At 48.1% G+C, this 25,383-nt stretch carries 25 protein-coding genes and 1 pseudogene; 6 read left to right on the top strand and 20 right to left on the bottom strand.

The window, feature by feature from the left end:
* Positions 1–8: 8 nt before the first annotated feature.
* From Kalk_RS13405 to Kalk_RS13390, 4 genes are all read right to left on the bottom strand, one after another.
* Positions 9–476, bottom strand: coding sequence for an RDD family protein (locus Kalk_RS13405; protein ID WP_199767914.1), 468 nt, complete (start codon positions 474–476; stop codon positions 9–11).
* Positions 477–614: 138 nt separating this feature from the next.
* Positions 615–1,274, bottom strand: a complete 660-nt coding sequence (locus tag Kalk_RS13400; protein ID WP_101894733.1) for a fumarylacetoacetate hydrolase family protein — start codon at positions 1,272–1,274, stop codon at positions 615–617.
* Between the two features lie 29 nt (positions 1,275–1,303).
* Positions 1,304–1,606, bottom strand: coding sequence for a Dabb family protein (locus Kalk_RS13395; RefSeq protein WP_101894732.1), 303 nt, complete (start codon positions 1,604–1,606; stop codon positions 1,304–1,306).
* A 12-nt stretch (positions 1,607–1,618) separates the two neighbouring features.
* Positions 1,619–3,016: an FAD-binding oxidoreductase gene (locus Kalk_RS13390; protein ID WP_101894731.1), complete on the bottom strand. Its 1,398-nt coding sequence runs from the start codon at positions 3,014–3,016 to the stop codon at positions 1,619–1,621.
* Positions 3,017–3,237: 221 nt separating this feature from the next.
* Between Kalk_RS13390 and serA the strand changes: the two genes are divergently transcribed.
* Entirely contained in the window at positions 3,238–4,467 is a 1,230-nt protein-coding gene (gene serA, locus Kalk_RS13385; RefSeq protein WP_101894730.1) for a phosphoglycerate dehydrogenase, read from the top strand.
* A 136-nt stretch (positions 4,468–4,603) separates the two neighbouring features.
* Here serA and Kalk_RS13380 read toward each other — a convergent pair whose 3' ends face one another.
* The 5 genes from Kalk_RS13380 to zigA all read right to left on the bottom strand — a co-directional run bounded on the left by Kalk_RS13380 (position 4,604) and on the right by zigA (position 10,138).
* Entirely contained in the window at positions 4,604–4,999 is a 396-nt protein-coding gene (locus tag Kalk_RS13380; RefSeq protein WP_101894729.1) for a hypothetical protein, read from the bottom strand.
* A gap of 18 nt (positions 5,000–5,017) precedes the next feature.
* Positions 5,018–6,952 (bottom strand): lipoxygenase family protein, encoded by a 1,935-nt coding sequence (locus tag Kalk_RS13375; protein WP_158643486.1) that lies wholly within the window; start codon positions 6,950–6,952, stop codon positions 5,018–5,020.
* Positions 6,953–7,680: 728 nt separating this feature from the next.
* Entirely contained in the window at positions 7,681–8,088 is a 408-nt protein-coding gene (locus Kalk_RS13365) for a MerC domain-containing protein (protein WP_199767913.1), read from the bottom strand.
* Positions 8,089–8,264: 176 nt separating this feature from the next.
* Positions 8,265–8,942, bottom strand: coding sequence for a DUF1826 domain-containing protein (locus tag Kalk_RS13360; RefSeq protein ID WP_101894726.1), 678 nt, complete (start codon positions 8,940–8,942; stop codon positions 8,265–8,267).
* Positions 8,939–10,138 carry a zinc metallochaperone GTPase ZigA gene (gene zigA / locus Kalk_RS13355; RefSeq protein WP_101894725.1) on the bottom strand — a complete coding sequence of 400 codons (1,200 nt, stop codon included), beginning with the start codon at positions 10,136–10,138 and terminating at the stop codon, positions 8,939–8,941. Before zigA ends, Kalk_RS13360 begins: the two co-directional genes overlap by 4 nt.
* 461 nt (positions 10,139–10,599) lie before the next feature.
* On the opposite strand from zigA, the gene Kalk_RS13350 reads away from it, so the two are divergent.
* Positions 10,600–11,652, top strand: coding sequence for a CobW family GTP-binding protein (locus Kalk_RS13350; RefSeq protein WP_101896318.1), 1,053 nt, complete (start codon positions 10,600–10,602; stop codon positions 11,650–11,652).
* A gap of 14 nt (positions 11,653–11,666) precedes the next feature.
* Here Kalk_RS13350 and Kalk_RS13345 read toward each other — a convergent pair whose 3' ends face one another.
* Both Kalk_RS13345 and Kalk_RS13340 read right to left on the bottom strand, forming a co-directional pair.
* Positions 11,667–12,920 (bottom strand): ABC transporter permease, encoded by a 1,254-nt coding sequence (locus tag Kalk_RS13345; protein WP_101894724.1) that lies wholly within the window; start codon positions 12,918–12,920, stop codon positions 11,667–11,669.
* Positions 12,910–13,617 (bottom strand): ABC transporter ATP-binding protein, encoded by a 708-nt coding sequence (locus tag Kalk_RS13340; protein ID WP_101894723.1) that lies wholly within the window; start codon positions 13,615–13,617, stop codon positions 12,910–12,912. Before Kalk_RS13340 ends, Kalk_RS13345 begins: the two co-directional genes overlap by 11 nt.
* 84 nt (positions 13,618–13,701) lie before the next feature.
* Between Kalk_RS13340 and Kalk_RS13335 the strand changes: the two genes are divergently transcribed.
* The gene (locus Kalk_RS13335; protein WP_199767912.1) at positions 13,702–14,334 is read left to right on the top strand and encodes a DUF3299 domain-containing protein; all 633 of its coding nucleotides are present in this window, start codon (positions 13,702–13,704) and stop codon (positions 14,332–14,334) included.
* Positions 14,335–14,337: 3 nt separating this feature from the next.
* On the opposite strand, the gene Kalk_RS13330 is transcribed toward Kalk_RS13335, so the two are convergent.
* Positions 14,338–14,802 (bottom strand): transcriptional repressor, encoded by a 465-nt coding sequence (locus Kalk_RS13330; RefSeq protein WP_101894722.1) that lies wholly within the window; start codon positions 14,800–14,802, stop codon positions 14,338–14,340.
* A complete protein-coding gene (locus Kalk_RS13325) occupies positions 14,803–15,378 on the bottom strand; it encodes a DUF2796 domain-containing protein (protein ID WP_101894721.1) in 576 nt (191 codons plus the stop codon).
* 137 nt (positions 15,379–15,515) lie between these two features.
* Between Kalk_RS13325 and Kalk_RS21700 the strand changes: the two are divergent.
* Positions 15,516–15,620: pseudogene (locus tag Kalk_RS21700) on the top strand (integrase); the annotation flags it as partial.
* Positions 15,621–15,639: 19 nt separating this feature from the next.
* Here the strand turns inward: Kalk_RS21700 and Kalk_RS13315 are convergent.
* Genes Kalk_RS13315 through Kalk_RS13305 form a run of 3 tightly spaced genes read right to left on the bottom strand, consistent with a single transcriptional unit; the run spans position 15,640 to position 18,092 of the window.
* The gene (locus Kalk_RS13315) at positions 15,640–16,536 is read right to left on the bottom strand and encodes a DMT family transporter (RefSeq protein WP_101894719.1); all 897 of its coding nucleotides are present in this window, start codon (positions 16,534–16,536) and stop codon (positions 15,640–15,642) included.
* A complete protein-coding gene (locus Kalk_RS13310) occupies positions 16,533–17,093 on the bottom strand; it encodes a nitroreductase family protein (RefSeq protein ID WP_101894718.1) in 561 nt (186 codons plus the stop codon). Before Kalk_RS13310 ends, Kalk_RS13315 begins: the two co-directional genes overlap by 4 nt.
* A gap of 15 nt (positions 17,094–17,108) precedes the next feature.
* Positions 17,109–18,092 (bottom strand): cyclase family protein, encoded by a 984-nt coding sequence (locus tag Kalk_RS13305; protein ID WP_199767911.1) that lies wholly within the window; start codon positions 18,090–18,092, stop codon positions 17,109–17,111.
* A 158-nt stretch (positions 18,093–18,250) separates the two neighbouring features.
* Between Kalk_RS13305 and Kalk_RS13300 the strand changes: the two genes are divergently transcribed.
* On the top strand, positions 18,251–19,150 hold the full coding sequence (locus Kalk_RS13300) for a LysR family transcriptional regulator (protein WP_101894716.1): 900 nt from the start codon (positions 18,251–18,253) through the stop codon (positions 19,148–19,150).
* A 196-nt stretch (positions 19,151–19,346) separates the two neighbouring features.
* Entirely contained in the window at positions 19,347–19,964 is a 618-nt protein-coding gene (locus Kalk_RS13295) for a hypothetical protein (RefSeq protein WP_101894715.1), read from the top strand.
* Between the two features lie 149 nt (positions 19,965–20,113).
* On the opposite strand, the gene Kalk_RS13290 is transcribed toward Kalk_RS13295, so the two are convergent.
* The 4 genes from Kalk_RS13290 to Kalk_RS13275 all read right to left on the bottom strand — a co-directional run bounded on the left by Kalk_RS13290 (position 20,114) and on the right by Kalk_RS13275 (position 25,084).
* Positions 20,114–21,235: a winged helix-turn-helix domain-containing protein gene (locus Kalk_RS13290; RefSeq protein WP_233716643.1), complete on the bottom strand. Its 1,122-nt coding sequence runs from the start codon at positions 21,233–21,235 to the stop codon at positions 20,114–20,116.
* 240 nt (positions 21,236–21,475) lie between these two features.
* Complete coding sequence (locus tag Kalk_RS13285) at positions 21,476–22,084, bottom strand: DUF922 domain-containing Zn-dependent protease (RefSeq protein ID WP_101894713.1); 609 nt, start codon at positions 22,082–22,084, stop codon at positions 21,476–21,478.
* Between the two features lie 113 nt (positions 22,085–22,197).
* Positions 22,198–23,958, bottom strand: coding sequence for an ATP-binding protein (locus Kalk_RS13280; protein ID WP_101894712.1), 1,761 nt, complete (start codon positions 23,956–23,958; stop codon positions 22,198–22,200).
* Positions 23,951–25,084 carry an SIR2 family protein gene (locus tag Kalk_RS13275; RefSeq protein WP_101894711.1) on the bottom strand — a complete coding sequence of 378 codons (1,134 nt, stop codon included), beginning with the start codon at positions 25,082–25,084 and terminating at the stop codon, positions 23,951–23,953. Before Kalk_RS13275 ends, Kalk_RS13280 begins: the two co-directional genes overlap by 8 nt.
* Positions 25,085–25,383 lie beyond the last annotated feature (299 nt).

The following is a 25,383-nucleotide window of genomic DNA, read 5'->3' as shown; positions in this document are numbered from 1 at the left end:
TGCTTGGTTTACTTCTCGATCACCACCACCGTGCCTGCGATCTTGTCGTGGAAGCCCTGCTTGCGCTCATCCCAACAAATCCACAAAAAACCCAGGAACAACGGCAATATCGACACGAAATAACCAAAATAACGCAGAATCAGACGGCCATTGGACACCGGCTCGAACGTATCCGCATCCACTATTTTGGCTTTAAAAGCCATCTTACCGGGGGTGGAGGCATACCGAATCCACAGGGCGATCACCAGAACCAGAGGCAACAATACATTAACGGAGCCACCGGTTAGAAAATACTCTGTGCTCTCACTGTCCATCGGGAACACCATCGTCAGCACCAGCATCACAATCGCAATGATGACACCCAACCAGATGTTGTCGAGAATGGACGCCAGCACCCGCATCCAGAATCCCATGTATTGATGTTCAATCTGTTGTTGCGCCACAGCCGCGCTGGGGGATTGATACGCGTTACTCATGTTATTGACCTTTTTTATTATTAATATGAGGAACTGTCTATTTTATTGCTAAATATAATGCGTCAACTGGATTACAAAATTCAACTGGAGGAACAAAAAATTGCCCAAAGCATTACCAACTTGGCACTGGGCTTTGTACTAAACAACAGTTGCAGAACAGGTAAGCCCATCCCCAAGGTTCGCCTGCAACAGATCACCCACTTGCAACGCGGCAACACCGGCTGGCGTCCCGGTCAACACCACATCACCGGGCAGCAATGTGAAAAACTGGCTCATATAGGCAATAAGGGCATACAGCGGCGTAATCATATCGCGGGTGGTGCCCTGTTGTCGGCAAACACCATTCACATGCAAACTAAGGGGCGTGTCCAACGGATCTTTCACAGCCACCGCTGGCACAAATTCCGACAGCGGGCAGGCACCATCAAAACTCTTGGCCACTTCCCAAGGGTGGCTTTTTTCTTTCAACTTGGATTGCAGATCCCGCAGAGTTAAATCCAGCCCCAAACCAAAACCGAGGATGGCATTCTTCACATCTGTTTCACTGGCGTGCTGTAACGGTTTGCCGATCAGCACCGACATTTCCAACTCGTGATGGCAAGAACCCTGATCCTTAGGGATGCAGATCTCTCCAGCAAATGGCACCACGGCGGTGGATGGTTTGATAAACAGAATAGGCGAGCTAGGCACCGGGTTATTCAACTCTTTAGCGTGCTCGGCGTAATTGCGGCCGACACACACCACTTTGCCCACCGGCAGATTGAGTTTTTCACCATTCAACAAATGTTGATAAGACATGCACTGCACTCCGTGCCAAAAATGAATTGCTAAACTTCGTAATCCACCACCGCACGCTCACTGCGAATGGCCTTCATAAAAGGAAACACAGCCTGGTGCTCAGGATGCTGCTGATAACGCTCAAGCGCAGCGCGATCTTCAAACTCGGAATACAGAATAAGATCGAAAGAACTATCGGAACAGGAAAAATCCACCCCCACCTCCAACTTGAGCAAACCGGGCACCTTGCCGTTCAGTGCCTCCAACCGCACCTTTGCCAAGCGCGCGTTTTCAATCTTACTGTTACCTTCGGCTTGCTCCAGCAACTTCCACATCACGATGTGCTTTATCATCTTACCCCCCCGCTACAGATCAAACACCTTGCCAGGGTTCATAATATTATTGGGATCAAAAGCCTGCTTAACCGCTCGCATATAATTGATCTCGAGCGCGCTGCGAGTGTATTGCAAATAAGGCTTCTTGGTCATGCCCACACCGTGCTCCGCAGACACACTGCCATGGTACTTCTGCACCGTTTCAAACACCTGCGTGTTCACCCCTTCACAGCGCTTGAAGAATTCTTCTTTACTGAGAGCCTCCGGTTTCAGAATGTTCAGATGCAGATTGCCATCGCCAATGTGACCGAACCACACAATTTCAAAATCAGGATACTGAGAGCTCACGATCTGATCGATGTCTTCCAAAAAGTCCGGCACCTTAGACACCACCACCGACACATCATTCTTATAAGGCGTAAACGGTGCGATGGTTTCACTGATGCCCTCACGCAAGCGCCACAACGCAGCGGCCTGCGCCTCACTCTGACTGATCACCCCGTCCATCACCCAACCCTGCTCGACACAGGTTTCGAATAACGCCATGGCCTCGTCCAACACCTCCTCGGTTGCGGCTTCCAGTTCCAGCAGCGCATAGTAAGGCGTCGCACTTTCAAACGGGCGCGGCACATCGTGGTGGGCCGTCACCAGCTCCACCGCTTTATCAGAAAAGAACTCAAAGGCCGTCAGATCGATCTTGCTCTGGAAAGTTTCCAGCACCTTCATGATGGCGCGGAACTCAGGCACACCCAGCACCAACACCGTGAGGTTCTTGGGGGTACGGGCCAGCTTCATGGTGGCCTCCACGATAAAGCCCAGGGTGCCCTCGGCACCGATAAACAGATGGCGGAAATCGTAGCCAGTGGCATTCTTATCCAGCCCGGCGTTCAAATCCAGCAGATCCCCGTTACCCGTCACCACCTTCAAACCCTTCACCCAATCACGGGTCATGCCATAGCGGATCACCTTGATACCACCAGCGTTGGTAGAGATATTGCCCCCCAACTGACTGGAGCCCGCCGAGGCAAAATCCACGGGGTAATACAGGTTATTCTGCTCCGCGAACTGCTGTAACTGCTCGGTCACCACTCCTGGCTGACACTTTACGGTGCGATCCATGGCATTAAAGTCATTGATTTTATTCATCAAATCAAAGGCCACCACCACCTCACCATTAGCCGCCACCGCCGCTGCACTAAGGCCGGTGCGGCCACCAGAAGGCACCAGCGCCACTTGATGCTCATTGGCAAAGCGCACAATGGCCTGCACCTGCTCTGCGGTTTTGGGCAGCACGATGGCCAGAGGGGCCGGATCATACTTCTTGGTCCAATCGCAGCCGTAGTGCTTCAGGCTGTCGGCGTCGGTCAATACGCGCCCTGCATCCACAAGTTGGCTCAATCCGGTAATGATCTGGTTGGTGTCTGTCATGGTTTTCTCTTTAAATACAGCAGGTTAAACAGGAATCAAGGGTAAGCGCGGGCCGCATTCAAAACCCACAAGTCATACAGCCTACGGGCTTTTCATTAGGGAAATTCACGCCGCCATGTGAGATTTTCACGCATCTTTTCACGGCGCGGGACTGCGTTTACGATGCGATATGATAACATAGCCGCCCTCAAAGCTACCCCCATTTGATACGAGTAAACAGCATGAGCACGACTTCTCTGGATAAAAGCAAAATCCGCATTCTGTTGTTGGAAGGCGTTCACCAATCTGCCGTTGATAACTTCGAGCGGGCCGGGTATTCCAACATCGAATACATCAAAACCGCCCTACCAGACGATCAACTGAAAGAGAAGATCGCCGATGCGCATTTCGTGGGAATCCGATCCCGCACCCAGCTTACCGAAGACGTGTTTGCTGCCGCCAACAAACTGATGGCCGTGGGCTGTTTCTGTATCGGCACCAACCAAGTGGATCTGACGGCGGCGCTGTCCCGTGGCATCCCCGTATTCAACGCGCCCTTCTCGAACACCCGCTCGGTGGCAGAACTGGTGCTGGCAGAAGCCATCCTGCTGCTGCGCGGCATCCCCGAAAAGAACGCCGTGTGCCACCGTGGCGGCTGGCAGAAAACAGCCGCCAACAGTTTCGAAATCCGTGGCAAAACCCTGGGCATCATCGGTTACGGCAACATCGGCTCTCAGCTAAGTGTTATCGCCGAAAACCTGGGCATGAAAGTTATCTTCCAGGATACCGTTACCAAACTGCCATTGGGCAATGCCTCACAGGTCAACTCGCTGGATGAACTGCTGGAGCAAGCCGACATCGTCAGCCTGCATGTGCCGGAAACCCCCTCCACCAAATACATGTTTGGCAAGGATCAACTGGCCAAGATGAAACCCACCAGCATCCTGATCAACGCCTCACGAGGCACCGTGGTGGACATTGAAGCCCTGGCCCAAACCCTGAGTGAAAAGAAAATCCTCGGCGCTGCCATCGACGTATTCCCGGTTGAACCGCGCGGTAACGATGAAGAATTTGTGTCACCCCTGCGTGAATTCGACAACGTAATCCTGACCCCACACATCGGCGGCAGCACCCTGGAAGCCCAGGTGAATATCGGCGGCGAAGTGTCCGAGAAATTCATCAAATACAGCGACAACGGCTCCACCATCTCGGCGGTTAACTTCCCTGAGGTGGCACTGCCGGTTCACGACAATGTGCACCGTATTCTGCACATTCACCAAAACGTGCCAGGCGTGCTGTCTAACATCAACAACCTGTTCTCTGCCAACAACATCAACATCTGCGGCCAGTATCTGCAAACCAACAACAAGATCGGTTATGTGGTGATTGATATTGATAAAGCCCACAGCGAACTGGCGCTGGAAAAACTGCGGGAAGTGGAAGGCACTATTCGGTGCCGGGTGTTGTACTAAATCGCATTGCACTGCTTGTTCAGGTCAGATAAAAACCGACCAAAACGGTAATACACCTCTGTGAACCAGAGGCAACAGCTAAACAGTAAGCCACCCGGCACCTACCTGCCGGGTGGCCGCCTTACTTTTGATTAGCTTACGCTACGTTCAGATTCTGCCCGCCGAACCGACTGAATTTGAGGCCGGGAAAATTCGCCGATTTGTGTGAAAGATAATTAGTGTTAAGTAAAAATTCCCGCATCACATAACGCTCAAACGTGACTGTTGGAGTATCCTCATCCAGAATATCGGCTAGCGCAATACCCGCAGCACCTTCGCTAAGCAGATCTCTCGCTGCCATCATGTCAGCGAACTCATCAAGCGCCCCACCACTAAAATCAAATTGGGGAAACCGCTTCATCACTGTATTTTTTACCAGTGTCCTGATAGAGCCTGGATCAGAAAACAAACCGCTAAACAGAGTTTGCGAAGCAACTACAGCAACGACCGCACCACAGCTGCTTTTAAGAAACAATCTTCGATTAATTGACATAGCTTCACCTTTAAATATTTATATGTTCGTGCTCTGTGGGATATTGTTGGGATGCATATAGTGATACCTTAACGTCGCCGGCAGTGCCGCGTTTCGACTGTCAATGGCCGCTCCAATATCCGCCAGCGCATTCTGAAACTGGGCTACCACCCCATCTATTCTGGGATCGTTATTAAATGCACCCGATTCAAAGTACCCAAGACGGGTAAAACGAAACGACGCCAGCACCATCATCTGGTTCATCTGAAAGATCGCCTGCGTCTCCGGTGGCAGGAACTCCATGAAGTAGGCTTTGTTGGTATGTCCCGGTACAGGCGTGGGCCTAGAGACGGTGGCAGGGCATAACAACGCATTGGAGTAATAGTCGCCCTGAGGGTAGTTCACTGCAGCATGATGAACCGATGCGGTATAAATAATAAAAGTAATCACGTTCACCAGATCTTCTAGATTTTCCAACGTGCCAAAATTCAATCCCTTCAATACGCCGGTTGACCCCTCAAGTTCAAGATCCGTTGTCAGCTCACGCCACCAATCGCCCAACTCGCCGCCATTATCCACATCCAAATCAGCGACCAGATCGCCTGACGACGCATAAAACACGCCAAGGAACTCCGATACATAGGCGTGAATAGCATTCCACAACGGAACTGAATCATCACGATATGGATAATAGGGAATACCATTCACCTCTCTGTTAGCCAGATCCACGGCAGGAATCAGCGACAGCAGATCAGTCTCGTAGATCGCCCTGGCTGCAGACTGACGAAAGTCTTCAATGGTACAGGACATGTAGCGATCCACCGTTCCACCATCATTGACCAAAGTAGATCTGCCAAAATCATTAATGGCCAATGTCCCCAGCAAATGGGGTTTCAATATTGCATACACCGGATGGTTAATTGAGAGGCAGCGATTCGTCGCCATCGCGACCGACTCCATCAGGAAGTGCGATCGCCCCAGGTGCTCAAAAAATTCATGATAAATCTGACTGGAACAACTGACACTGGCCTTGGCTACCATCCAACTCCAGTCTGCCGTATTAACATCGGCCCCATACGCCATCGCGTTGGGCATATGGGGCACAAAAACCGGATCCCAATGAGCAGGATCACGGTCGTTTTGTCGCATCTGTATGGCAATGGGCAACAATCTCGGATTGCCGTCTGCGGTGACTGCGTAGAACGCTACGGGAGAATACACAAATCGATTTTCATCGGAGTCAGCCCCTTGGTGTCCACTCGACAGCCCGGCCAGCATAGAAAAATCCTGCACATAAAGCCGATCTTCGGCAATCATGGTTTCCAGGTTGGTATCACCGTTCGCGGTGAAGGGTGATGCGGCCAAAAAAACATCATCGGTGAGCGGTAAACCGTTCGTTCGGTATTCACTCAGCAACTCAAAGCTGACTTTTTTAATTACGGTTGGGCAAGGCCCGGCAACTGCCTGATTCGCAAACACCTCATCGCTGAATATTTCAGCACCTTGGCCCCTCACTCCATTTTTTGACCAGTTTTGATACAAATCGAGATATTCCTTGGTTTGGTCAGCGGTACCCGCAGCGGTGACCGATGATGCCAAACCATCATAATATGCACTCATATTTTCGATGGTTGGATCATCGGCCAGTTGATCTTCCAACCCCTCCAAATCACCCAGAGTATCGTGCCGTACCTTGGCAAAGTTTCTGGTCAGAAAAAATGCGTGAAATACTCCGTTTGCTACCATTTTCCCCAAACTATCATCGAGCTCATCCTGGTAAACAACAGGCTCGCCGCTAGTGTTATCCACCAGATTAGAGAACTCTTCACTCTCAGGCAAAACATGCGGAGCCCGTATATTGCTGGACTCTGCTTCAGACACACTGTACTGGTAGATGCTTCTGGAAAGACTGATTTGAGATTGACGAGACTCGCGCTCACTGGCGCTCACCTGATGCGGTAATGAATACGACATGCTTTTATTCCCTGTAAACATTCGTTGATGTTGTCGTTATGTAATGATCCCATTAAAACGATTTTTCGTATGTGGCACTCCTGAACAAACCAAGCCACGTTCACGAAGTGGCAATCAATTAATAGAGAAGACTCCATCTTACGGGATACTCAACCACTTCGAATTGTCACTACAACACATAATCTTGGCCATTCGCGCCAATTCACGCGCCAAACGTTGACTTGAGATGTTTTGTTCAAAAAACATCAGACGCATCTCTGCGACGACCTGGAAGCCATTTAGCCCATCGTTTGGCTCGATGCCATTCACTGGAAAATAAAGGAAAATGACCCTGAATATCGAAAGCAAGAAAGAGCTGCTGGACTTGTACCTGTCGGATCAGGAAGGCGCTCAACGCAGCAGAAACTGCGCTCGACGAGTTTGAAGCCGGGAAAGGCTAAGCTGAGCCTATAGTTAAACTTTTTATAAAATTACTATTTGAGTAGTAGCCACTATTTTTAGAGAGTGATAGTAATGTCATTTTTCGGATAATGGCGGACACTCAATGCGCATAAATAGAAGTTGCAGAATTACGGAAAACCGGACACAGGCATGCTTAATAAGTGTTCTTGCCACGATTAGAGGTGATCTCCCTTTACAACAACCTGTTGCTTATCAACGTCAAAATTTAAATAGAAACACGATACTGTTATCGCTTAGGTGCTCCAAGGCGATAAAATAGTCGTGCTTCATTGTGGCCCACTTTGCGCATTTTCAGGACATTCGCAATCAGAATAGTTTTGTTCATGACAGAACCGATAATTAAGCCAATGCCCAACTGCAATGAAACCAGATCCGATAACTGTTAATTTTTTTTCACCCATTTCGCCGATTCGTTCTTCGCCCAATGCCAGCGCCAACACCAAAAGCATCAACCCGATGAGCCCAATAAAAAGCAGCCTATAACGCTTGTGTTGTTTACACCCCATACTCAACGCATAAATACTACTGGGGAGTACCGCAGCGACCATCCATATATGGAAAGCTTCGTCGTCCAGTTGTAGTGCCGCCAAACTTGGGAGCATCACTAATAGTACTGGTAGTACAATGCAGTGAATAGCGCACGCAAGGGATAGTCCAATTGCAAATTTATCCATGATTGACTGACCCGACCTCATAGAAACATTTCCTGTGTTATCTGTTAAGCCACCACCTGCTCTATGGAATCCTCACAAGGACAATGTGATTCTAACCGGAGGCTCATTATTAGTTTATATCCAGCTCCTTGCACGATTGCTGAGTTATGTTGTCGACCATAATTCAAGGTGGCTATCTAGTTCGCAAAATCAAGCGTAAGCAATAAACACCTACTATTACATTCCAGTTGAGGTGAGCGATGAACCAGGCCTGCATTTTCATTACCCTGCCAGAGCTCACCTTTGAGCAGAGCAACATCACCTCGGCTCAGCTGATTTATCTCAGCTGCCTCTTTGAGCACGTCATAGCACTCAGCAGACTTACCTTGGTTCCCGGCACCCAGCTTGCTGCGGTCAACCAAATGATGAGGCAACCATTGCGTTGCCTCTCCCTGATAGGTTGTCACCAGGCGGCAAGGCACTCTGTCTACATGGAAGCGTGGGCACATCGCTCGATCCAGCGTGATCAATCTCAATCCCGATCGTTTTAGATCAAACAAACAACAAAACATATCCACCAGCCGAGCAATGTCATTGCACAGTGGTTCCATAAGGTGAGAAGCTCCCAACACATCGCTCACGGCAGCATGGGCATTTTCTGGCGTAACCGTACGGGATGTTTGTAGCCTCGGCATGGTTTCAACAATGTAATTTGCGGCTTGAATCAACTCCTCGGCAATACGCCGTTGCCAAACAACGATATTGGTATCGTCACGATAAATATCGGTAAGCAATTCTGCTTGACTTCCGATTATCGCTTGCCGGGATTGTCTTTGTAGAGTGATCTCCCGAAGGGGGGAAGTGACTGCTTTCATGCAAGTTCCCTCCATGCGGGAAATGGGTCGCTCAGTGTTGACCAATAATCCCTGCCTTTTAACAAATCCTTATCCGATAACAGACAATCGTCGAGCGCACGTGTCATTGCTTTTTGATCGAGACCCTGGCCAATGAATACCAGCTCCTGTCGCATATCACCAAAAGGCTCCACCCAATTCTTCCGTATCGACTCCAGGTAATCTTCATCCGTTGGCCACTGTTCTTTTGGTATGGATTTCCAGAACATTCCCGCAAAACCGTAACGGGCAATACCGCCGGCCTGACTCCACTGCCCCGCAAATTCAGGGCGCGACGCAAGCCAAAAGTAGCCTTTGGACCGAATCAACTTACCAAAAGCACTTGTGTTATGAAGAAACTGATAGAATTTCTCAGGGTGAAACGGGCGCCGAGCAATATAGCTGAAGCTACCGATACCGTATTCTTCGGTTTCCGGCACATGCTCACCGCGCATTTCCTTCAACCAACCTGGCGCTTGCTGGGCACGCTCAAAGTTGAAGAGGCCGGTGCTAAGGACATCGTCAATGTTTACGTTCCCGTTTGAAATTGGAATTACGCGAGCGTGGGTATTGAGCGTTCTAAGAATGGCAATCAGCCTCTCGATTTCGGATGGATACACCAAATCCGTTTTACTGATGAGCAGCACGTCTGCAAACTCCACTTGTTCAACCAACAGATCTGCAACACTTCGCTCGTCGTCCTCACCCAGTGATTCACCCGATTCATGCAGATACTTGGCGTCGTCGTAATCCTTTAGAAAATTGACCGCATCAACCACGGTGATCATAGTATCCAGCGTTGCTACGTCGGACAATGAAACTCCATTTTCGTCTGCAAATGTAAAGGTTTCTGCTACTGGTAGTGGCTCGGAAATTCCTGTGGACTCAATCACCAGATAATCGAATCTACCATCCTTGGCCAGATTATTGATCTCCAGAAGCAGATCCTCACGCAGTGTGCAGCAAATACATCCATTGCTCATTTCAACCAGTTTTTCTTCTTTGTGACTGAGTGAAACTTCGTTCTGAACCGTGGTCGCATCGATATTTATCTCGCTCATATCGTTGACGATTACCGCGACCTTTTTACCTTGGCGATTATTCAGGATATGGCTGAGAACGGTGGTTTTGCCAGCACCGAGAAAACCTGAAAGAACTGTGACTGGTAGCCTTGTCATGAGGGAATTGCGCTCCAATGGTGTTAAATATCCAGCGATTCATAACATACAGAATACATGATATATCATATCATGTATTTTCAGTAAAGCTCCTCTCTTCAACCCCGTATCCCACAAGTCTCGGTACAGGCGCTGTGGCACTGGCAGCACTGGCTAAACGATCTACTACTTACTGTTTCGTTATGCGCATCAGTATTACCAAAGCTATAACCGTCACTGGATGCCATCGAGACAATGATATAACATATCATTGCGTTGTGTCTGCATCTTCCTGTTAAGAGGTACGAGGGTAGAAGGCAGAATCACGATCTCTCAAGCAATCTGCTTAACTAGACGGTAATGCTGGAAAAGTATTCAATGAAAACAATGCAAATCATCGCAGATAAAGTGGCCATCAGCGTTTCACTGATATGTGCCATCAGACAATCACTATCTGGTTCAAGGTTATAAAAAACTGGCAAATGAACTATAACACCCAATTTCTACAGGCGATCCCCACCAACATTATCAGCGGCTTTCTAGGTGTGGGTAAAACCTCAGCAATACTGTCCTTGCTGAGAGCGAAGCCGAAGGGCGAGCGTTGGGCTGTACTGGTCAATGAGTTTGGTGAAATCGGCATTGACGGTGGATTATTTCAAGGGCAATACCCGGAAAGCACCGGTGTCTTTATCCGCGAAGTGCCGGGCGGCTGTATGTGCTGTACGGCAGGGCTGCCAATGCAGGTCGCGCTGAACCAATTGCTAGCCCGTGCCAAACCACAGCGGTTGTTGATCGAACCCAGCGGCCTAGGCCATCCCAGGGAGGTGCTATCAGTATTGAATGCAGTTCAGTACCGAGGCGTGCTGGACATTCAAAACAATGTGACCCTGGTTGATGCGCGAAAATTGACAGACTCGCGCTACACCAGCCACGATACTTTCAATCAGCAAATCGACATCGCGGATATTATCGTCGGCAACAAGCAGGATCTTTATCAAGGTAATGAAAAAGCGCTGCTGGAAAACTATATTGCAACTCGCAAAGGAAGATCCACCCGAATCATATTTACTGATCACGGCAATCTGGACTCCGCAGTTTTGACAGGCTCTTTAAGTGTTGCAAGGGCGTTGACCCAGCCAACACTTCATCACCATAAACAAGATTCCAGTATCAATGACCTCCCCATCCCAGCCTGCGGCTATCTGAAAATAGAAAACACAGGAGAAGGCTACCAGAGTGCTGGATGGCGTTTTGCTACAGAGAAAGTGTTCAACCGAAATGCGCTTTTGCGCTGTTTCAATGGGCTTTATTCAGAACGGATGAAAGCTGTCTTGAAGACCGACGAAGGCACATATGGGTACAACTTTGTCGATGGCGCTCTGACGGAAAGCAAGTTAGCCGATTGCCTGGAAAGCAGGATCGAAATTATTTCGAGCCAGATCGAAGATACCTGGGAATCGCATCTGCTGGATTGTTTGAAGAGCAACGATGAACCGGTTGGATTGAGTGCGAAGCTTGAGGCAGACATCAATTGAGAATTTTCGCTGGCTCAGCCGCGCATCAATTTACCATGCAATGCCAGAGTGCTGGCGCGCAGGGCGGGCAGACAACCCAGCAACAGCGAACAACCCACGATGACAGCCAGCATCACACCGGTTTGGGGATGAATCAGGTCCGCACTAATAAACAGCCCCCATTGCTCACTTACCGAGTTCTGCAACAACATGATGCCGACCCAAAGCGTAAACAGGGCCACGGCCATACCTAGCACGACCATCAGCAGAATTTCCAGCTCGATAGCCAACCAGATAAAGAGAGGACCGGCACCGATAGAACGCAAAATCGCGAATTCCCGCTGCCGTTCCTTCATTGATGCCAGTAACATCGTACACATCCCCAGCAACGAAGCAAACAGTACAAGCCAGGACACGATCTGAAGTGTGTTTTCCACTACCGCCATGGTGCCCCACAGTTCGGTGAGGGTGACCCCCGGCAATATCGCCATTAATGGTTCCCTGGGGTATTCATTGATGGCGCGTTGCAGGCGGAACGTAGCCATTTTTGATTTCAGGCCAACCATAAACGCAGTGATGGTTTGTGGCGTCAGCACCATATTCTGCAGCGCTCCCCGTGATGGGGCTTGACCGGGCATCTTCACACCGTTCTGCCAGCCCATATGAATGGATTCGATACCGGCCAGACTTACCATCAATGTCTGATCGACCGGCGTGCCCGAGGGTTTCAGGATACCACTGACAACAAATGGCAAGTCGTCATGCTGACTGAAACTGGTAGCTCCCAGGCCATGCGCTAGCACGATGGGATCACCGATCTCGTAGCCCAGATTCGCTGCCACCTGTGCGCCCAGTACCACATCGAACAGATTGTCAAAGGGTTTACCAGCCGCAAAAGTCAGTGGCCTTTTCTGACCATAATGATAGCGGGTAAAAAAATCCGTCGTGGTGCCCATCACCCGATAGCCGTGATGGGAATCTCCGAGGGAAATAGGTATGGTCCAGGCGACATTGGGATCATTGGCAACATGCTGGTAGCTGCGCCAGTCAATATTGTTGGTGGCGTTGCCAATATGGAAAACAGAATACAGCAGCAGATTCACCTGACCCGTGCGGGCTCCGACTATCAAATCCACACCGGAAACAGTTTGGCTGAAATTGCGTTTGGCTTCGTGGCAGATATGATCTACCCCAAGCAATACGAATACGCTGATGGCAATTGAAAAAACAGTCAGTAACGCGGTAGCGCTGCGGCTGCGCAGGCTATTCCAGGCAAGTTTAAAAAACATGGTGAAGATGCTGCGCTCGGTTAATGGAATCCAGCGGCACCACCTGGGAAAAATGATGCGCCAGTTGCATGTCGTGACTGACAAAAATCAGCGTACTTTGTTGTTGACGACATATATCCAGTAACAACTGGATAAAACGATCCCTCAGATCAGCATCCAGCGCCGAAGTTGGCTCATCCACCAGCAGTATTTCTGGATTGTTGATCAAGGCTCTGACGATGGCCACCCGTTGCTGCTGGCCTACGCTGAGCTGACCGGCATGCTGCTGCAATAAAGCTCCATTGAGATCAAGGGCTTCGAACAGACGTTGTGCCCGAATTACAGTCGCATCGCGTGCGAGACCTGCAAAATGGCTCGCTAACTGGATATTGTCGAACACGCTCAGATACGGGATTAAATTGAATTGCTGGAACACCATGCCAATGTGACGCGCACGAAAGGTATCGCGCTGACGTGAGGATAGTGCTGCCAGATCCTGCCCGAGCAGTTGAAGGGTTCCAGGCAAGGCAGTTAGTATACCCGCCAGTAAATTCAGCAATGTGGATTTGCCGGCACCGGATGCACCTTTCAGAAAAACCAGATCACCACGCTCGACCCGCCAATGTGGCATATCCAGCACCGACGTTGTCGTGCGTGGATAAGCAAATTGCAAACCGTTAATGGCGATGGCCTGCGTGTTCGGTTCCAGATCAGTCATGTTTTTTTGTCACGTTAGCGTTCTCTTGGGCGAAGTTGCCCGTTACTATAGCACCTCGAAATCGCTCTGCCCGAGGTATAAATCATGGTTGCTGTAATGTCATTTAACCGCCTATTCCTATTCAGTGTTGTATTGGTGATGACCGCCTGTGGGCCTGACCCACAAAGCTCCGATTCTACGACAGTGTCGAATGCCATAACAGAATCCACCAAACCCGTCAGCTATCAAGATGTTGAATGGACCGAATTGATGCCAAAAGAAGATCTGGAGGCGTTATTGCAACCGCCGGATGAGGTCATGAATATTCCAGACGGATCTGAAATGGATCAACTCAGCAGCCAGATGTCCAATGCCATCGCCCAAGCAAATGATAGTCGCTACCAACAGGCGCTCAGCTCCACCAATGTGGTGGAGGCCTTCAATAACCAGCACATCCGCATTCCCGGTTTTATCGTACCCATCGACTTTGATGATAAACAAAGGACAATCAGATTCTTTCTGGTACCTTATTTTGGCGCCTGTATTCATGTGCCACCACCACCGCCCAACCAGATCATCCTGGTGGACTACCCTCAGGGTCTGAGGATAGATGAGCTGTATGATGCGTTCCATATCTCCGGTTTACTCAAAACCAGCCTGTTTCAGCATCAAATGGCAACCTCCGCCTATCTACTGGAGGCAGCCAGTGTAGTACCTTACATCGAGACTCCGCAGTAATTTTTAAGCTGCCTGGACACAACGTTCGCATAGACAATGCAGCTCAATCTGCGGCTGGGTCAGCAGGTAGCCTGCCTGTGCGACGCTGGCCTCCAAAGCCTCAATAATATCAGGGCTGATTCCCACTTCTTTAACACTTTGGCAGCGTGCACAAATCAGGAATTGCGGTACCTCATGGGAGTGGTCACAGGTGATATGGGCACAGGCAACGTACTTATTGGCGGAGTTCAATTTATGCACCAACCCTTCGGCCACCAGAAAGTCCAGCATCCGATACACCGACATCGCAGGTATCGTTTCGTTGAACGTTTCATTATAGTGAGTCGCCAGTTCGTAGGCTGACAGCGGCGTATCCGATTGCAATAGCAGTTGCAGGATGTGTTTGCGTTTTGTGGTCAGCCTGACACCGTGGGCAATGCAGTTTTGCTCCGCTCGAGTCAGGTTTTTTTTCAGTTTGGTTGCGTTCATCTACTTCACCTGGATAGTGTTGGTATCCTTTGTCAGTTCTGCTGCACCCTGCTTACCTTTCAGAACCCACTCAGCATCCAGTGTTCGAATACCGCTGAATCTCGCCGGCAGGTTAACCTCAATTACACGCAGACTTTTCCCATCATCGCAGGTGAATTGATAAGTCACATCAAACTCACTGTGCTCTGCGTGATTGCCTTCCGCCTCGTGATCATGATGTTCTTCTGCGTCATGCTCATCGCTTTCTTCCAGCTTAAATTCGGCTTCAGCTTTTTCTAGTTTGCACTGGGTGCCCTTGAATGCGAATAGCTCGTCGGTCTGTTTCAGGATGGCAAGGGCATTCTGGATTTTCTGCTTTTCCTCCACACTGACTGCCTTGTGTTCGAAACCAACAATATTCATCGCCGGTGAATGAAACTCCATTTCCAGCTCGTTACCTTGTAGCATCAGGTACAAGGCAGCTTCTCCATGAACATGTGCGCCGTGCTGTACATGGTGATGCTCATCGTTACCCGCCAGTGCCGCCAGCGGTAGCAAGGCAAACCAGGAAAGAGCAGTGATTGAAGGACGGTTCATCGGGTATCCTCTTAGAATATGTGTGAATATAGAACAGCCTGGAAAGCATTATACGAGACCTTGTAATGATACAATATATCAATGCCGCGTAAAAGAGCAGGGGTAAGAGTTCCACCCCTATGGCAAAGGAATGAAAAATGAGCATTGCAACTACTAGCCAGCGTACACCATGGAGCAAAGGCAAATTGGTAGGTCAGAAATTGCCCCTCAAGTTAAAAGACATATGGGCGATTCGTATCCGGCCATACGCAGACGTTGACATTAACCTGCAGTGCGTACTGTAGCTGACTTCAGAACCCCAACAATCACGCCCAGTAAAATCATGAATGCACATAACCAGGTAAGGATCGGATAGCGCTCGCCCATAATCAGGGTTGCAACCAACAGGCTGGTTCCTGCGGCCACATAACCAATCTGACTCAGTAGAACGGGGCCGCCGAAACGTTGCAACCGAAACAGCAAGGGGGCGATCAGGCCGGCCAGAATCAGCTGGACACCTATCAATTTCGAATTGGATTGCAAGCCTTGCCATAGGGCTGCGTGGTCACTTCCCAGCGCAATAAAACTGTATATCAGCGCCGCCAAAGTATGGCTCCAGAATGCCAGCAGTTCGGGAGAGGCATTTTCCGGCCAGTCGATAGTGCGATAGACATTACCCAATGCAAGCACGAAAGGTAGCAGCGCGGCGATCAGCAACCAAACCGGCTCTGCCGGGAAGCTTGGGTTGTCGCGAGTCAGACTGATACCTACAGCCCCCGACAAGCCAAGCAGCAGCCCCAGATAACGCTGACGATTCATCTGGCCCAGCCCAGCAATATGGGCCAGCAGCAGTGTGCATACCGGAGACAGCGCGAACATGACGCCGCCATAGCCTGCACCTACCTTGGGTACCACCAGAAATACCAGCAGGTTGGGCCCGGCGAATGTTAACGGGCCCGCGATTAGCACATAACGCCATTGTCGGCCCTTGGGCCAACGCAACTGCCGACTAAACACCAGCAATGGCAGCAGCGCTATACTGGCGCCCAGTGAATTGATGACTACCCAGGTTGTCACCGGCAGGGCAACCTGGTTTGCCAGCTTGGCCATTGGAAAGGTAAAGCCCAGCAAAATACCGCATGTTACTAGTAAAAAGCGGGCGTCGCGGAGGTAAGTCATCGGTAGCGCCCTCGGGAGATCAATTCAGCCAGGGGGCGGCGGTCACTGGGTTGTTCCCTTTGGCGCAATTCATCAGGCAGCTTCCCGGCATCGCCCTCAGAGCCAACGGCGATGCCGATCTCGACATTCAAATACTCCGGCACCGCTAATTCTGTGCGCACTGAAGCGTGCATAATGCCGCCCATGGCGTGTGCCTGGTAGCCCAGCAGGTGGGCCTGCAAGGCAATATGACTCCAGGCCGCGCCGACATCAAAGCGGTGGCTGGAAGAGCGAGTGTCACCTAGCAGAAAGATAAGTGCACCGGCATGCCGGGCCCAACTCGCATTGAATGGATCCAGTAACGAAACATAGGTCGGCCAGAATTCATCCTCCGGTAATGCATATAAAAAGCGCCATGGTTGTTTGTTATAGGCCGAAGGCGCCCAACGGGCAGCTTCAAATAAAGTCATAAGATCATCCAGCGGCAACGAGCGACCATCAAATGCGCGGGGTGACCAGCGGCCAAGAAATAACGGATCTACCGGCAGATTGCTGGATCGCTTCAATAGTGCGTTCATGCAAAAACTCCAATTTCAGCGCAGGGGAAAGGCGGTTGGTCGCAACGGCGCAGCGTCGGCACCACGAAGTTTCAGTGGACTGCCGATAAACGCAAATTCATAAACCTGATCACTGGATAACTCTTCTAGATTAACCAGTTCAATAATGGGAGCGCCCTGCTCTGCGAGCAGATAGGTATGCACAGGCACATAGTCAGATTCCAATTCCGAGGGAAACGCCTCCAGGCTTAGGTTATCCGCACCCACGATCATTGCCCCCGCGGTCTCCACCAGAAATTTTGCTGCGTGGTAGCTCAAGCCAGGAGGGTTGCGCATATAGGCTTTGGCGTTGTCATAGTCCTGCATGCGACCGGTGCGAAGTAACACCACATCTCCGGTTTGCAATTTGATTTGCTGTTGGCGTAGCGCCTCCTCAATATCGCTGCGGCTAATGCGGTAACCATCGGGAAGCATGCGTTTACCCTTACTCGCAGCCACATCAATCAACACACCACGGGCTATGATGGGTGGAAAATTTTCAATGCCGGCAACACGCCAGCCGCGATCTCCGGCATAATCTTTTGCCGCGAAGCCATTCCAGATTTTACCGTCCAGCCCAAAGTGGTTGAGGGCATCGATATGGGTGCCCATATGGGTATACATGGAAACCGCCGCACCGGTATAGCTGACATGCTGATTCATGGTAACCCCCAGGTTCATAGGGTCGTCGATCACCGTGCCTTCGGGGGTGTGGGTCATCCAGATGCGGTAATGGGGATCTCCTGCCGCCTGCCAGCTGGGCATACCAATGTAGTACTCCACTGACAGGTCATAACTTTTGCCCCCCAGAATGCGCGACAGCACGTTGGCACGGGATTCGTCAGTCATCAGGTTAAGGCGTCCGATTTCATCGTCAGGCCCCCAAGGGCTAACGCCGGGTTGTCGCCCCTCCGCCATGGCGGCAGGCAACGCTGAGACTAGTAGAAGGAATGCGCTCAATGCGCGGAAAAGTGGTTGCATGGTCATACGCCTCTTGCTTGAAGGTGTCTCGATACGGGTTATCTAAGGTGAATACAGCCTATTCGCATCTAAAAGGTTGATAAACGCATGTTTAGGAATAAGATTGTTCTCATAAATTGACTAATCAAACACAACATGAGCTCGTCGAGAGGTAATCCATGCTGGAAGAGATCCGCAATTTCGTGGCGGTGGTAGAAGCAGGCAGCTTCACCGGGGCTGCGGAAGCCCTCGGCTCATCCCGCTCCGTATTGAGCAAGCGGTTGAGCCTGCTGGAAAGCCATCTGGGGGTGAGGCTATTGAACCGCACCACCCGCAGCCTTAGCCTGACCGAGGCAGGGGAGCGCTTTTATCAGGAATGCAGCAATAGCCTGGGCAGTATTGATGCGGCGGTGGATGAGGTGCGATCAATGAACCGCGAACCCCGCGGCCGTCTCTTTGTGAACCTGCCCATGTCCTTTGGTATCCTGCATATAGCGCCGCTGATTCCCCGTTTCCTGGTGCAGTTCCCGCTGGTGCAAATAGAGTTGAACTTCGATGACCGCAAACTGGATGTGATTGAGCCCGGCTTCGATATCTCCATCCGCATCGGTGAACTGGGGAATTCTTCCCTCACCGCTCGCCGCCTTGGTACCTGTAATCATTTGGTAGTGGCTGCGCCTGCCTATCTCGAACAGCATGGCGTGCCGCAATCACCAGAGGATCTCACCCATCATCGTATAGCCAGTTTCCGCTTTCAGGATTCGGCTTTGGAATGGGCTTTTGAGGATGAACAGGGCATAACAACCGTGATCAAGTTAAAGGCGGATATCGTTTCCAACAACAGTCTGGCGCTTAAAGCGATTGTCCTGGGTGGCACTGCCATCGCTCGAGTTCCGAGCTTTCTGCTGGAAGAGGAAGTGGCGGAAGGAAAACTGATTAACCTATTCCCAGGGCTGACCAGAACGCAGCGATCCATTTATGCTGTGTTTCCCAGGCGGGAATATATGCCTGCAAAGACACGGGCCTTTATTGAGTTTATAGCCAGGGAGTTGGAACAACGTTTTGATACAGGCGAGTGAGTCAAGAAAGAGGCTATCAGCACTAAAGCATCGCGTCGTCGAAAAACTTAATATATATTAGGCAACCATGATCACCTGTTGAAAAGTGAAATGTAGAACCAACTCGATATCGAGAATGGTTTGACCAGGGGATCAAGTTCATTCGTAGTTAATTGAACTGAAAGCATTAACTAACGGTAGCCAATCAGGATGGCGCATGAAACCTACTACTTTTGCAAATTTAATAGTAAATTACGGCCCTGAACTTGTTGAAGGTTTTAAATCCGGCGCCCAAAACGAAATCTATGCCCAAGTTATTATCGACAGGGCCATTAAGACGCGCTGGGGAGTTTCAACGGAGCATCCGGATTTTGGCGGGACAAAAATTAGAGAGATCCCGTATGATGCACCTCACTGGAGGTCTTTGAATTCGGATTTCGCCGCAGTTCATCATCGCCCACCACCACCAGACCCGATGCACCCGTTTAGTTTAAAGAACTTTGTTGACAAGCGTACCTGCTATTATATTGAGATAAAGGCCGAAAGTGGGAATAAACGTGGCAAGTTCTCATCAATGAGCTGGAAAAGTGCGCTTAAGAGCGACATGGAAAAGTTAAAGCCAATGAGCGATCGCCTTGACTACTATAGATTTGCTGAACAAATTCATGGCTCTGCTCGTCCATTAAATAAAAGAGTATTCGCGGTATTGATATCCTTTCATCCTTTAACTACCGCGAAAATACTGGCAAATGTTGCTGCTGAGTTTCCAAATGCATCTACCCAGAGTGCACAGATAGGTCATTATCATTTTTGTGTTGTGGTTCAACCTGTTTAAAGAGGTGTTTGCAGATATGGGCTTGAACGTCTTGTTGTGAAAAACATTTCAGGACTGCCAAGCCCTATCGCATGATGTAACCACTTACAACTACGTAGTTTGCTGTTAGAGTTTGGCTTGCCTATTTGTGTGTTGAATTGCTTCTCCCGCTACTCTTCGATTTTATGCAGTGCATGGCACAACTGCTGGGCTAAATTTTTGGGATGGACTTTTGTTAACGACACCGAATCGCATTCTTGAAACCGGCAAAACGTTGCAACGGCATCTGTGAATGCATCAATAATTGCAGCCGCCTCAAAATCGTGTTGCTCAAAATAGAGTGACTTGATTTCCAGATGCCTGGTTTTACGGTGTGCTTTACAATCCATTCGGCCAATAAATTGATCTTGATAAAGTAGAGGTAAACTAAAGTATCCGTACTGACGCTTGGCCTCAGGTACATAACACTCTATTTGATAGTCAAAATCAAACAGTGCTTTGAGCCGTTCACGCTGAATCACGGCATTATCAAAGGGTGATAGAATTGAAACGCGGTTACTCAGCCTGGGAAGGCGGCGCTCCAGGGCGCCCGTTTCAATCAAGAACACATCACTATTATTAACGCGTACTTGTTCTAATGTGCCTTGCGCCAACCTTTCGTTTACCAAAGCTTTCACTGCATCCCTTAAGCCTGCGTTTCTGCGCTGGTAGGTGAACCCTTTCAGTGATGCAAAGCCATGGCAGCGTAGCTGTTGATCTACAATGTGCTCTGCAAACTCTTCCATATCAGGCATTTTTGAATTGATATGGGATGGAAGCACTCGCTCGGTCAGATCATAGGTTTTTTGGAATCCTTCACGGTTACTCACCATTAGATCCCCTTCCATATACAATTGCTCGAGCGCCTTTTTGGCGGGTTTCAAATCCCACCACCCTGTATTCCTTGCCCTGTTGGTTTCTATATCGCGGGATCGCAACGGGCCATCTGAACGTATGCGTGCCAACAGTTCCGCCATGAGTTTTCTATCAGGTGTTTTATACCAGTGGGTTTGCCCGTTTTTGATTGCGTGTTTATACGGTAAAGAGAAGCGAAAATCGGAAATAGGCAGAAAAGCAGCAGCGTGAGCCCAATATTCAAAAATTTCACCACTTACCAACATTTGATTGGTCATGACTGGGTTAAATTTAGGCACTCTGGAATGTAAAACATGGTGATGTGCACGCTCCACAACCGATATGGTGTCAATTTGCACATAGCCTAGGTGGTTAATTGCCTTGCGTGCCCCTGCCAAACCCTGCCCAAAGGGCTGGCTTTGAAGTAAACCCTGTGCAGATAGGGAAAGGCGACGTAAGCGCGCCAAATCTTGTGGGCTATTAACTTCGATCACTCAATGGGATTCCTCTTTCTGGGTTGTTCTTTTTGATTGGGAGTGATACTGGGTAGTCTGATTTCGGCTTGGAGCAAACGCCAACTAATGTCGCAAGTGCTGCGACGCAGGTACAGCAATTAGCTATAGGAACATGGAGCTGGATCAAAATTCTAGAAGTTCTTTTCTTGTTTTTACCAATGGTTTAACAATATCCATAAATGAAACCCCTTGCAGTACACCGTGCTGGGTTTCTTTGTCATAAATCTGATTTCGGCGTTTTTGATCCTCATTGATCCGCGAGTACAAGGTTCTGGTGTTGCGCTTCAGCGAGGCACAATCAGTTGCAAGAGGTAGCAATGCCAAACTCTTATCAAGTTGTTGAGCTGACTCGAAAGCAATGTTTCTATGTGCTTGCTCATGCTTCATCAAACGGGATAAATATTCCTTGAACACAGTGATGACCCTATCGCTACTACGATTTTCTATTATTTTGGGTAGGACATAAGTTGTCTTTAGTCGGACTTCGGGATTAATTAGCGAGCAGCCAGCAGTATTCTTATGATTTGAATAACGATATTGAATCTTAAGTCTTGCTGTCGCAGCATGTTTTGAGTTACCACGAATAACCGGACTGTTTTCCTTCATGGATAAGGTCAACTCTTTCATTGTTTGACCGTTTACATAGTAGTACTCGAAGTCAACTTGTTCGGTTACTTCAGCAGCTGAGTTAATGCTAATGACAAGTAGTGCCAGTATTTTTAGGTGCTTCATATGTTGATATTTAATGATAATACGTTTACTTACGGTCTGCTTTCAGCCAGAAGCGGACATTAGTGGATTAGAATCAAAGTCCTGCCCCTGATTCCTGCAATTAAAAAGTTTGGTTAATTGCTCCACAAGACATTTAAATCTACGTCATCACTATCGGGCTGATGCTCAATATTCAGCTTGTTGAATTGAATTACCATCGGCAAGTCAAAAGAAGTGCCTGTTACTATACAGCAACCTTTGCTCAAGTTTGGAATCATACCTCGCGATAGGCTGTCTAACGTGCTTACAGTGTTTTCCAGCAAAAATAAATCCCTATCGTTGACTAGCCTATGAATAAAAAAGTTATGCAATTGTGACATTATCGTAGGAGATATATCTGCTGGTCGTTGACTGGAAAGCGTAAGATACATACCAAACTTCCTGCCTTCCTTAATTATTTCTTCAAAAAGTTCCAGCCTATAATCTTTCCAACTTTCATGCTCCCTGTTTGATTGCACTGACAAAATGTTATGAGCCTCATCAATTATGAGATGCATCGTTTTTGTCGGTGGACTTTGGTTTGCAAGGGCATTTTTATGCTTGTTGTAATAATACTTTGCAAGCAGCAATGGAATTACCTTTTTTGTTTCCTGATTTGCCTTTCTCATTGAGATGACGGTAAGAATCTTATCGTCTTGCTCATTTGAAACTGTAATTACTTTCTTCAATGAAGAAATTGATGACTCTATTCTTTTTAGGAGAGGCTGAATATGGTCGAATTGAACATACCCACCAATTAGATCGCTCGCAAGCTGAAGGTTTATCCGTACAATCAGTTGATCAAAATGCGATAAATTAGGTAACGTGATATTGTCTACATCATATCTAAAATGGGTGACGTATGTGGGATCGTTTTCACCGCCATTTAAATGACCTTCTGGCAAGTAAAAATTCTCATTTTTTCCATGCCAGCTAAGTCGAGATAGCTGATTTTCTAACTGCGTTTCGCCTATTAGTTTTGCAACAATCCTGAGAAGATCTGAAAACTCTTTTTTAGGTGAAGCGGAAGTCAATGCGCGAGTAAAAATCTTTTTAGTGTAGGCTTGTAGGCTGTTGGGCGCGTCCAAATATTTCTCCCGCCCTTTAACTACCCTAGACAAAAACGGTTTTTGGGTGTTTTCCGTAGCCTTAAAAAGTATGCCAAAAACCTCCGCATCCCAAAATTCCTCTTCAGAAAGTGGAAACTGCTGTCCTTGGTCGGTTTTTGTGTCGAGTATATATACGCTTTTCTCCTCCCTCGGGAGAAGCTGGTTTCCAGTGTATTCACCATTAAAGTCGAGAACAATAAATTGGCTTTTTCCAGTTATGCTGCCTTTCTTTTTTTCAAATAAATTTGTATATAAATTGGTTAATGTGTTGGACTTTCCACTTCCTGTATTTCCAAAGATTCCAATATGGGTATTAAACAGCTTCGACCATGATAGGGAAACAGGAATTCCTTCCTTTAACAGCTTTCCTACGACAAAATCTTCTTGGCATCGTCCATATATTGCTGATAGCTCGGACTCTGATATAAGGAATACCGAATCTCGAATCATTGGGAGGTATTTTATTCCCTCCAAAAATTCACCTTCTTGAAAGTAACCTATTGGCTTTAGTTCAACCTTTCTAACAAAGTCGGTCTGATCTTCGTTCAATTTCTTTTCATCCAAATACTCGCCCTCGACGATACAAACTATATTTCTAAAACCGCGCCGTATTGTCACGTGTTCCCGTATTGAGATGCCTTTATATTTCTCTCCAAGGTAAAAAAGCGTTTCCTTGTTTGATTCGTCAAAAACTCGAATAACAATTCTTACACCTCGTACCTCTATTACCTCTCCAACACTATCCATTAGCAGTTCTATCGCCTTTTGATAAAGTAAATACTTCTGAGTTGAATGCAGAAAAGTTTAGGACTGCTTCGGTTGTTACGAGCTTAACATTGGGATAGTCTTTAAATTTTTCACACATAACGGACTTCTCAGGCTCGTTAAAGCAGCAAACGTAAACGGTGAGAGATGGGTTTGAAAGTGATCGCTGGAGAAGATGCAATATGTGTTCGTCTGCGAATGAAAACCCGAATGTTATGAAAACGGTATTCGGTCGCTCAAGCTCAAAGCTCAGATGCCTAAGAATTTGATAATAATTCTCTTCAAAAACAGTTTCATAAAACTTCCATTTGGTTGGATTGACTATAGGAAGTTTGTTGTACTTACTCCAAAATGCTTGGCAAGCTATTTCGTCGTTGCGCTGAAAAGCAAGCAAGTCGTTTTCAGTGGCATTCTCATTTCCAACAATCGTGGAAAATTCATTAAGAATATCCAATTCTCTTGCGCTGAATGATATTCCTGCGTCCTGATTTCCATAGTCTACGACAATGTGACCGCTTTCTTTTTTCCAATATACTGATCCGTGTACATGCAGGACGTTTATTTGAGGTGTTGGCGTTGAATAGTTATCAAATATTCCTCTTTGTATAACGTGATTGTTGTAGTTTTTCGTATGAAAATATCTTTTCTTGAAGCCGCTTGTTCCATCATTTATGGAAACTGTTTGACCTCCCTTTGCTAAAATATTTTCTGCTGCAAATTCTAGGCAGCCATCATAGTTTGTAGTGTATATATTGCATTTTCGTTCGTTGGATTTCTTTTCCTTTATTACACTCGAAACCGTTGATATGAAATCAGTGTAGTGACTTATTACCTCTAATCTATGAGGTGGTAATGGTACTGGAGGGTTTGATTCGATAGCTGGTTTTATGCAGGAATTGTAATAGTGCATAAATAACAGCGTATTTAGTGTTTCTTGATTCTGCTTGGTCAATTCGACAGATAGAGTTTCTACAGTGAATTGTTCTTCCGTCAAACTATCTTTGAGTGATAGTTGTAGGGTTGGCAAGTATCCGAAAGATGCGCCAGAACCAATAAGAAAGTTTAGATTCTGTTCATATATTTCTGAAATATTTAACTCTGATGCCATGAATAATACCCTTTTTATGCCGTTTTCGCAGTGTTAAACCTCGAAGATCAATGGGGTCAGAATAATTGATTTTGTGTTTTAGCGAACCAAGCTCATTATTTCGTTATTTACGCTGCTCATGTCAGCCATGATCCCATCGGTACTTTATTCTGCCTGATATACAATAAATTCGACCCATCCTTTATGTATGTCCGCTTCGGGCCATCTGCAGACCTCACAGATTAATAACCACCACTGAGCGCTTTACTCAAAGTCACTCACGTCACACTAAAATACCTGGCAACCTCGGCTTTTATCAT

This window comes from Ketobacter alkanivorans (assembly GCF_002863865.1).
Taxonomy (GTDB): Bacteria; Pseudomonadota; Gammaproteobacteria; order Pseudomonadales; family Ketobacteraceae; genus Ketobacter; species Ketobacter alkanivorans.
The sequence above is the reverse complement of the archived record's forward strand: the minus strand, read 5'-3'. Positions and strand labels throughout refer to the sequence as shown.

Coding starts and splice junctions, on each gene's coding strand:
- Kalk_RS13350 (WP_101896318.1), top strand. CDS start 10,600: ATGAACTATAACACCCAATTTCTACAGGCGATCCCCACCAACATTATC.
- zigA (WP_101894725.1), bottom strand. CDS start 10,138: ATGACAAGGCTACCAGTCACAGTTCTTTCAGGTTTTCTCGGTGCTGGC.
- Kalk_RS13390 (WP_101894731.1), bottom strand. CDS start 3,016: ATGACAGACACCAACCAGATCATTACCGGATTGAGCCAACTTGTGGAT.
- Kalk_RS13305 (WP_199767911.1), bottom strand. CDS start 18,092: ATGCAACCACTTTTCCGCGCATTGAGCGCATTCCTTCTACTAGTCTCA.
- Kalk_RS13405 (WP_199767914.1), bottom strand. CDS start 476: ATGAGTAACGCGTATCAATCCCCCAGCGCGGCTGTGGCGCAACAACAG.
- Kalk_RS13345 (WP_101894724.1), bottom strand. CDS start 12,920: ATGTTTTTTAAACTTGCCTGGAATAGCCTGCGCAGCCGCAGCGCTACC.
- Kalk_RS13295 (WP_101894715.1), top strand. CDS start 19,347: ATGAAACCTACTACTTTTGCAAATTTAATAGTAAATTACGGCCCTGAA.
- Kalk_RS13400 (WP_101894733.1), bottom strand. CDS start 1,274: ATGTCTTATCAACATTTGTTGAATGGTGAAAAACTCAATCTGCCGGTG.
- Kalk_RS13315 (WP_101894719.1), bottom strand. CDS start 16,536: ATGACTTACCTCCGCGACGCCCGCTTTTTACTAGTAACATGCGGTATT.
- Kalk_RS13395 (WP_101894732.1), bottom strand. CDS start 1,606: ATGATAAAGCACATCGTGATGTGGAAGTTGCTGGAGCAAGCCGAAGGT.
- Kalk_RS13310 (WP_101894718.1), bottom strand. CDS start 17,093: ATGAACGCACTATTGAAGCGATCCAGCAATCTGCCGGTAGATCCGTTA.
- Kalk_RS13285 (WP_101894713.1), bottom strand. CDS start 22,084: ATGAAGCACCTAAAAATACTGGCACTACTTGTCATTAGCATTAACTCA.
- Kalk_RS13380 (WP_101894729.1), bottom strand. CDS start 4,999: ATGTCAATTAATCGAAGATTGTTTCTTAAAAGCAGCTGTGGTGCGGTC.
- Kalk_RS13335 (WP_199767912.1), top strand. CDS start 13,702: ATGGTTGCTGTAATGTCATTTAACCGCCTATTCCTATTCAGTGTTGTA.
- Kalk_RS13325 (WP_101894721.1), bottom strand. CDS start 15,378: ATGAACCGTCCTTCAATCACTGCTCTTTCCTGGTTTGCCTTGCTACCG.
- Kalk_RS13365 (WP_199767913.1), bottom strand. CDS start 8,088: ATGGATAAATTTGCAATTGGACTATCCCTTGCGTGCGCTATTCACTGC.
- Kalk_RS13375 (WP_158643486.1), bottom strand. CDS start 6,952: ATGTCGTATTCATTACCGCATCAGGTGAGCGCCAGTGAGCGCGAGTCT.
- Kalk_RS13340 (WP_101894723.1), bottom strand. CDS start 13,617: ATGACTGATCTGGAACCGAACACGCAGGCCATCGCCATTAACGGTTTG.
- Kalk_RS13360 (WP_101894726.1), bottom strand. CDS start 8,942: ATGAAAGCAGTCACTTCCCCCCTTCGGGAGATCACTCTACAAAGACAA.
- Kalk_RS13330 (WP_101894722.1), bottom strand. CDS start 14,802: ATGAACGCAACCAAACTGAAAAAAAACCTGACTCGAGCGGAGCAAAAC.
- Kalk_RS13280 (WP_101894712.1), bottom strand. CDS start 23,958: ATGGATAGTGTTGGAGAGGTAATAGAGGTACGAGGTGTAAGAATTGTT.
- Kalk_RS13275 (WP_101894711.1), bottom strand. CDS start 25,084: ATGGCATCAGAGTTAAATATTTCAGAAATATATGAACAGAATCTAAAC.
- Kalk_RS13300 (WP_101894716.1), top strand. CDS start 18,251: ATGCTGGAAGAGATCCGCAATTTCGTGGCGGTGGTAGAAGCAGGCAGC.
- serA (WP_101894730.1), top strand. CDS start 3,238: ATGAGCACGACTTCTCTGGATAAAAGCAAAATCCGCATTCTGTTGTTG.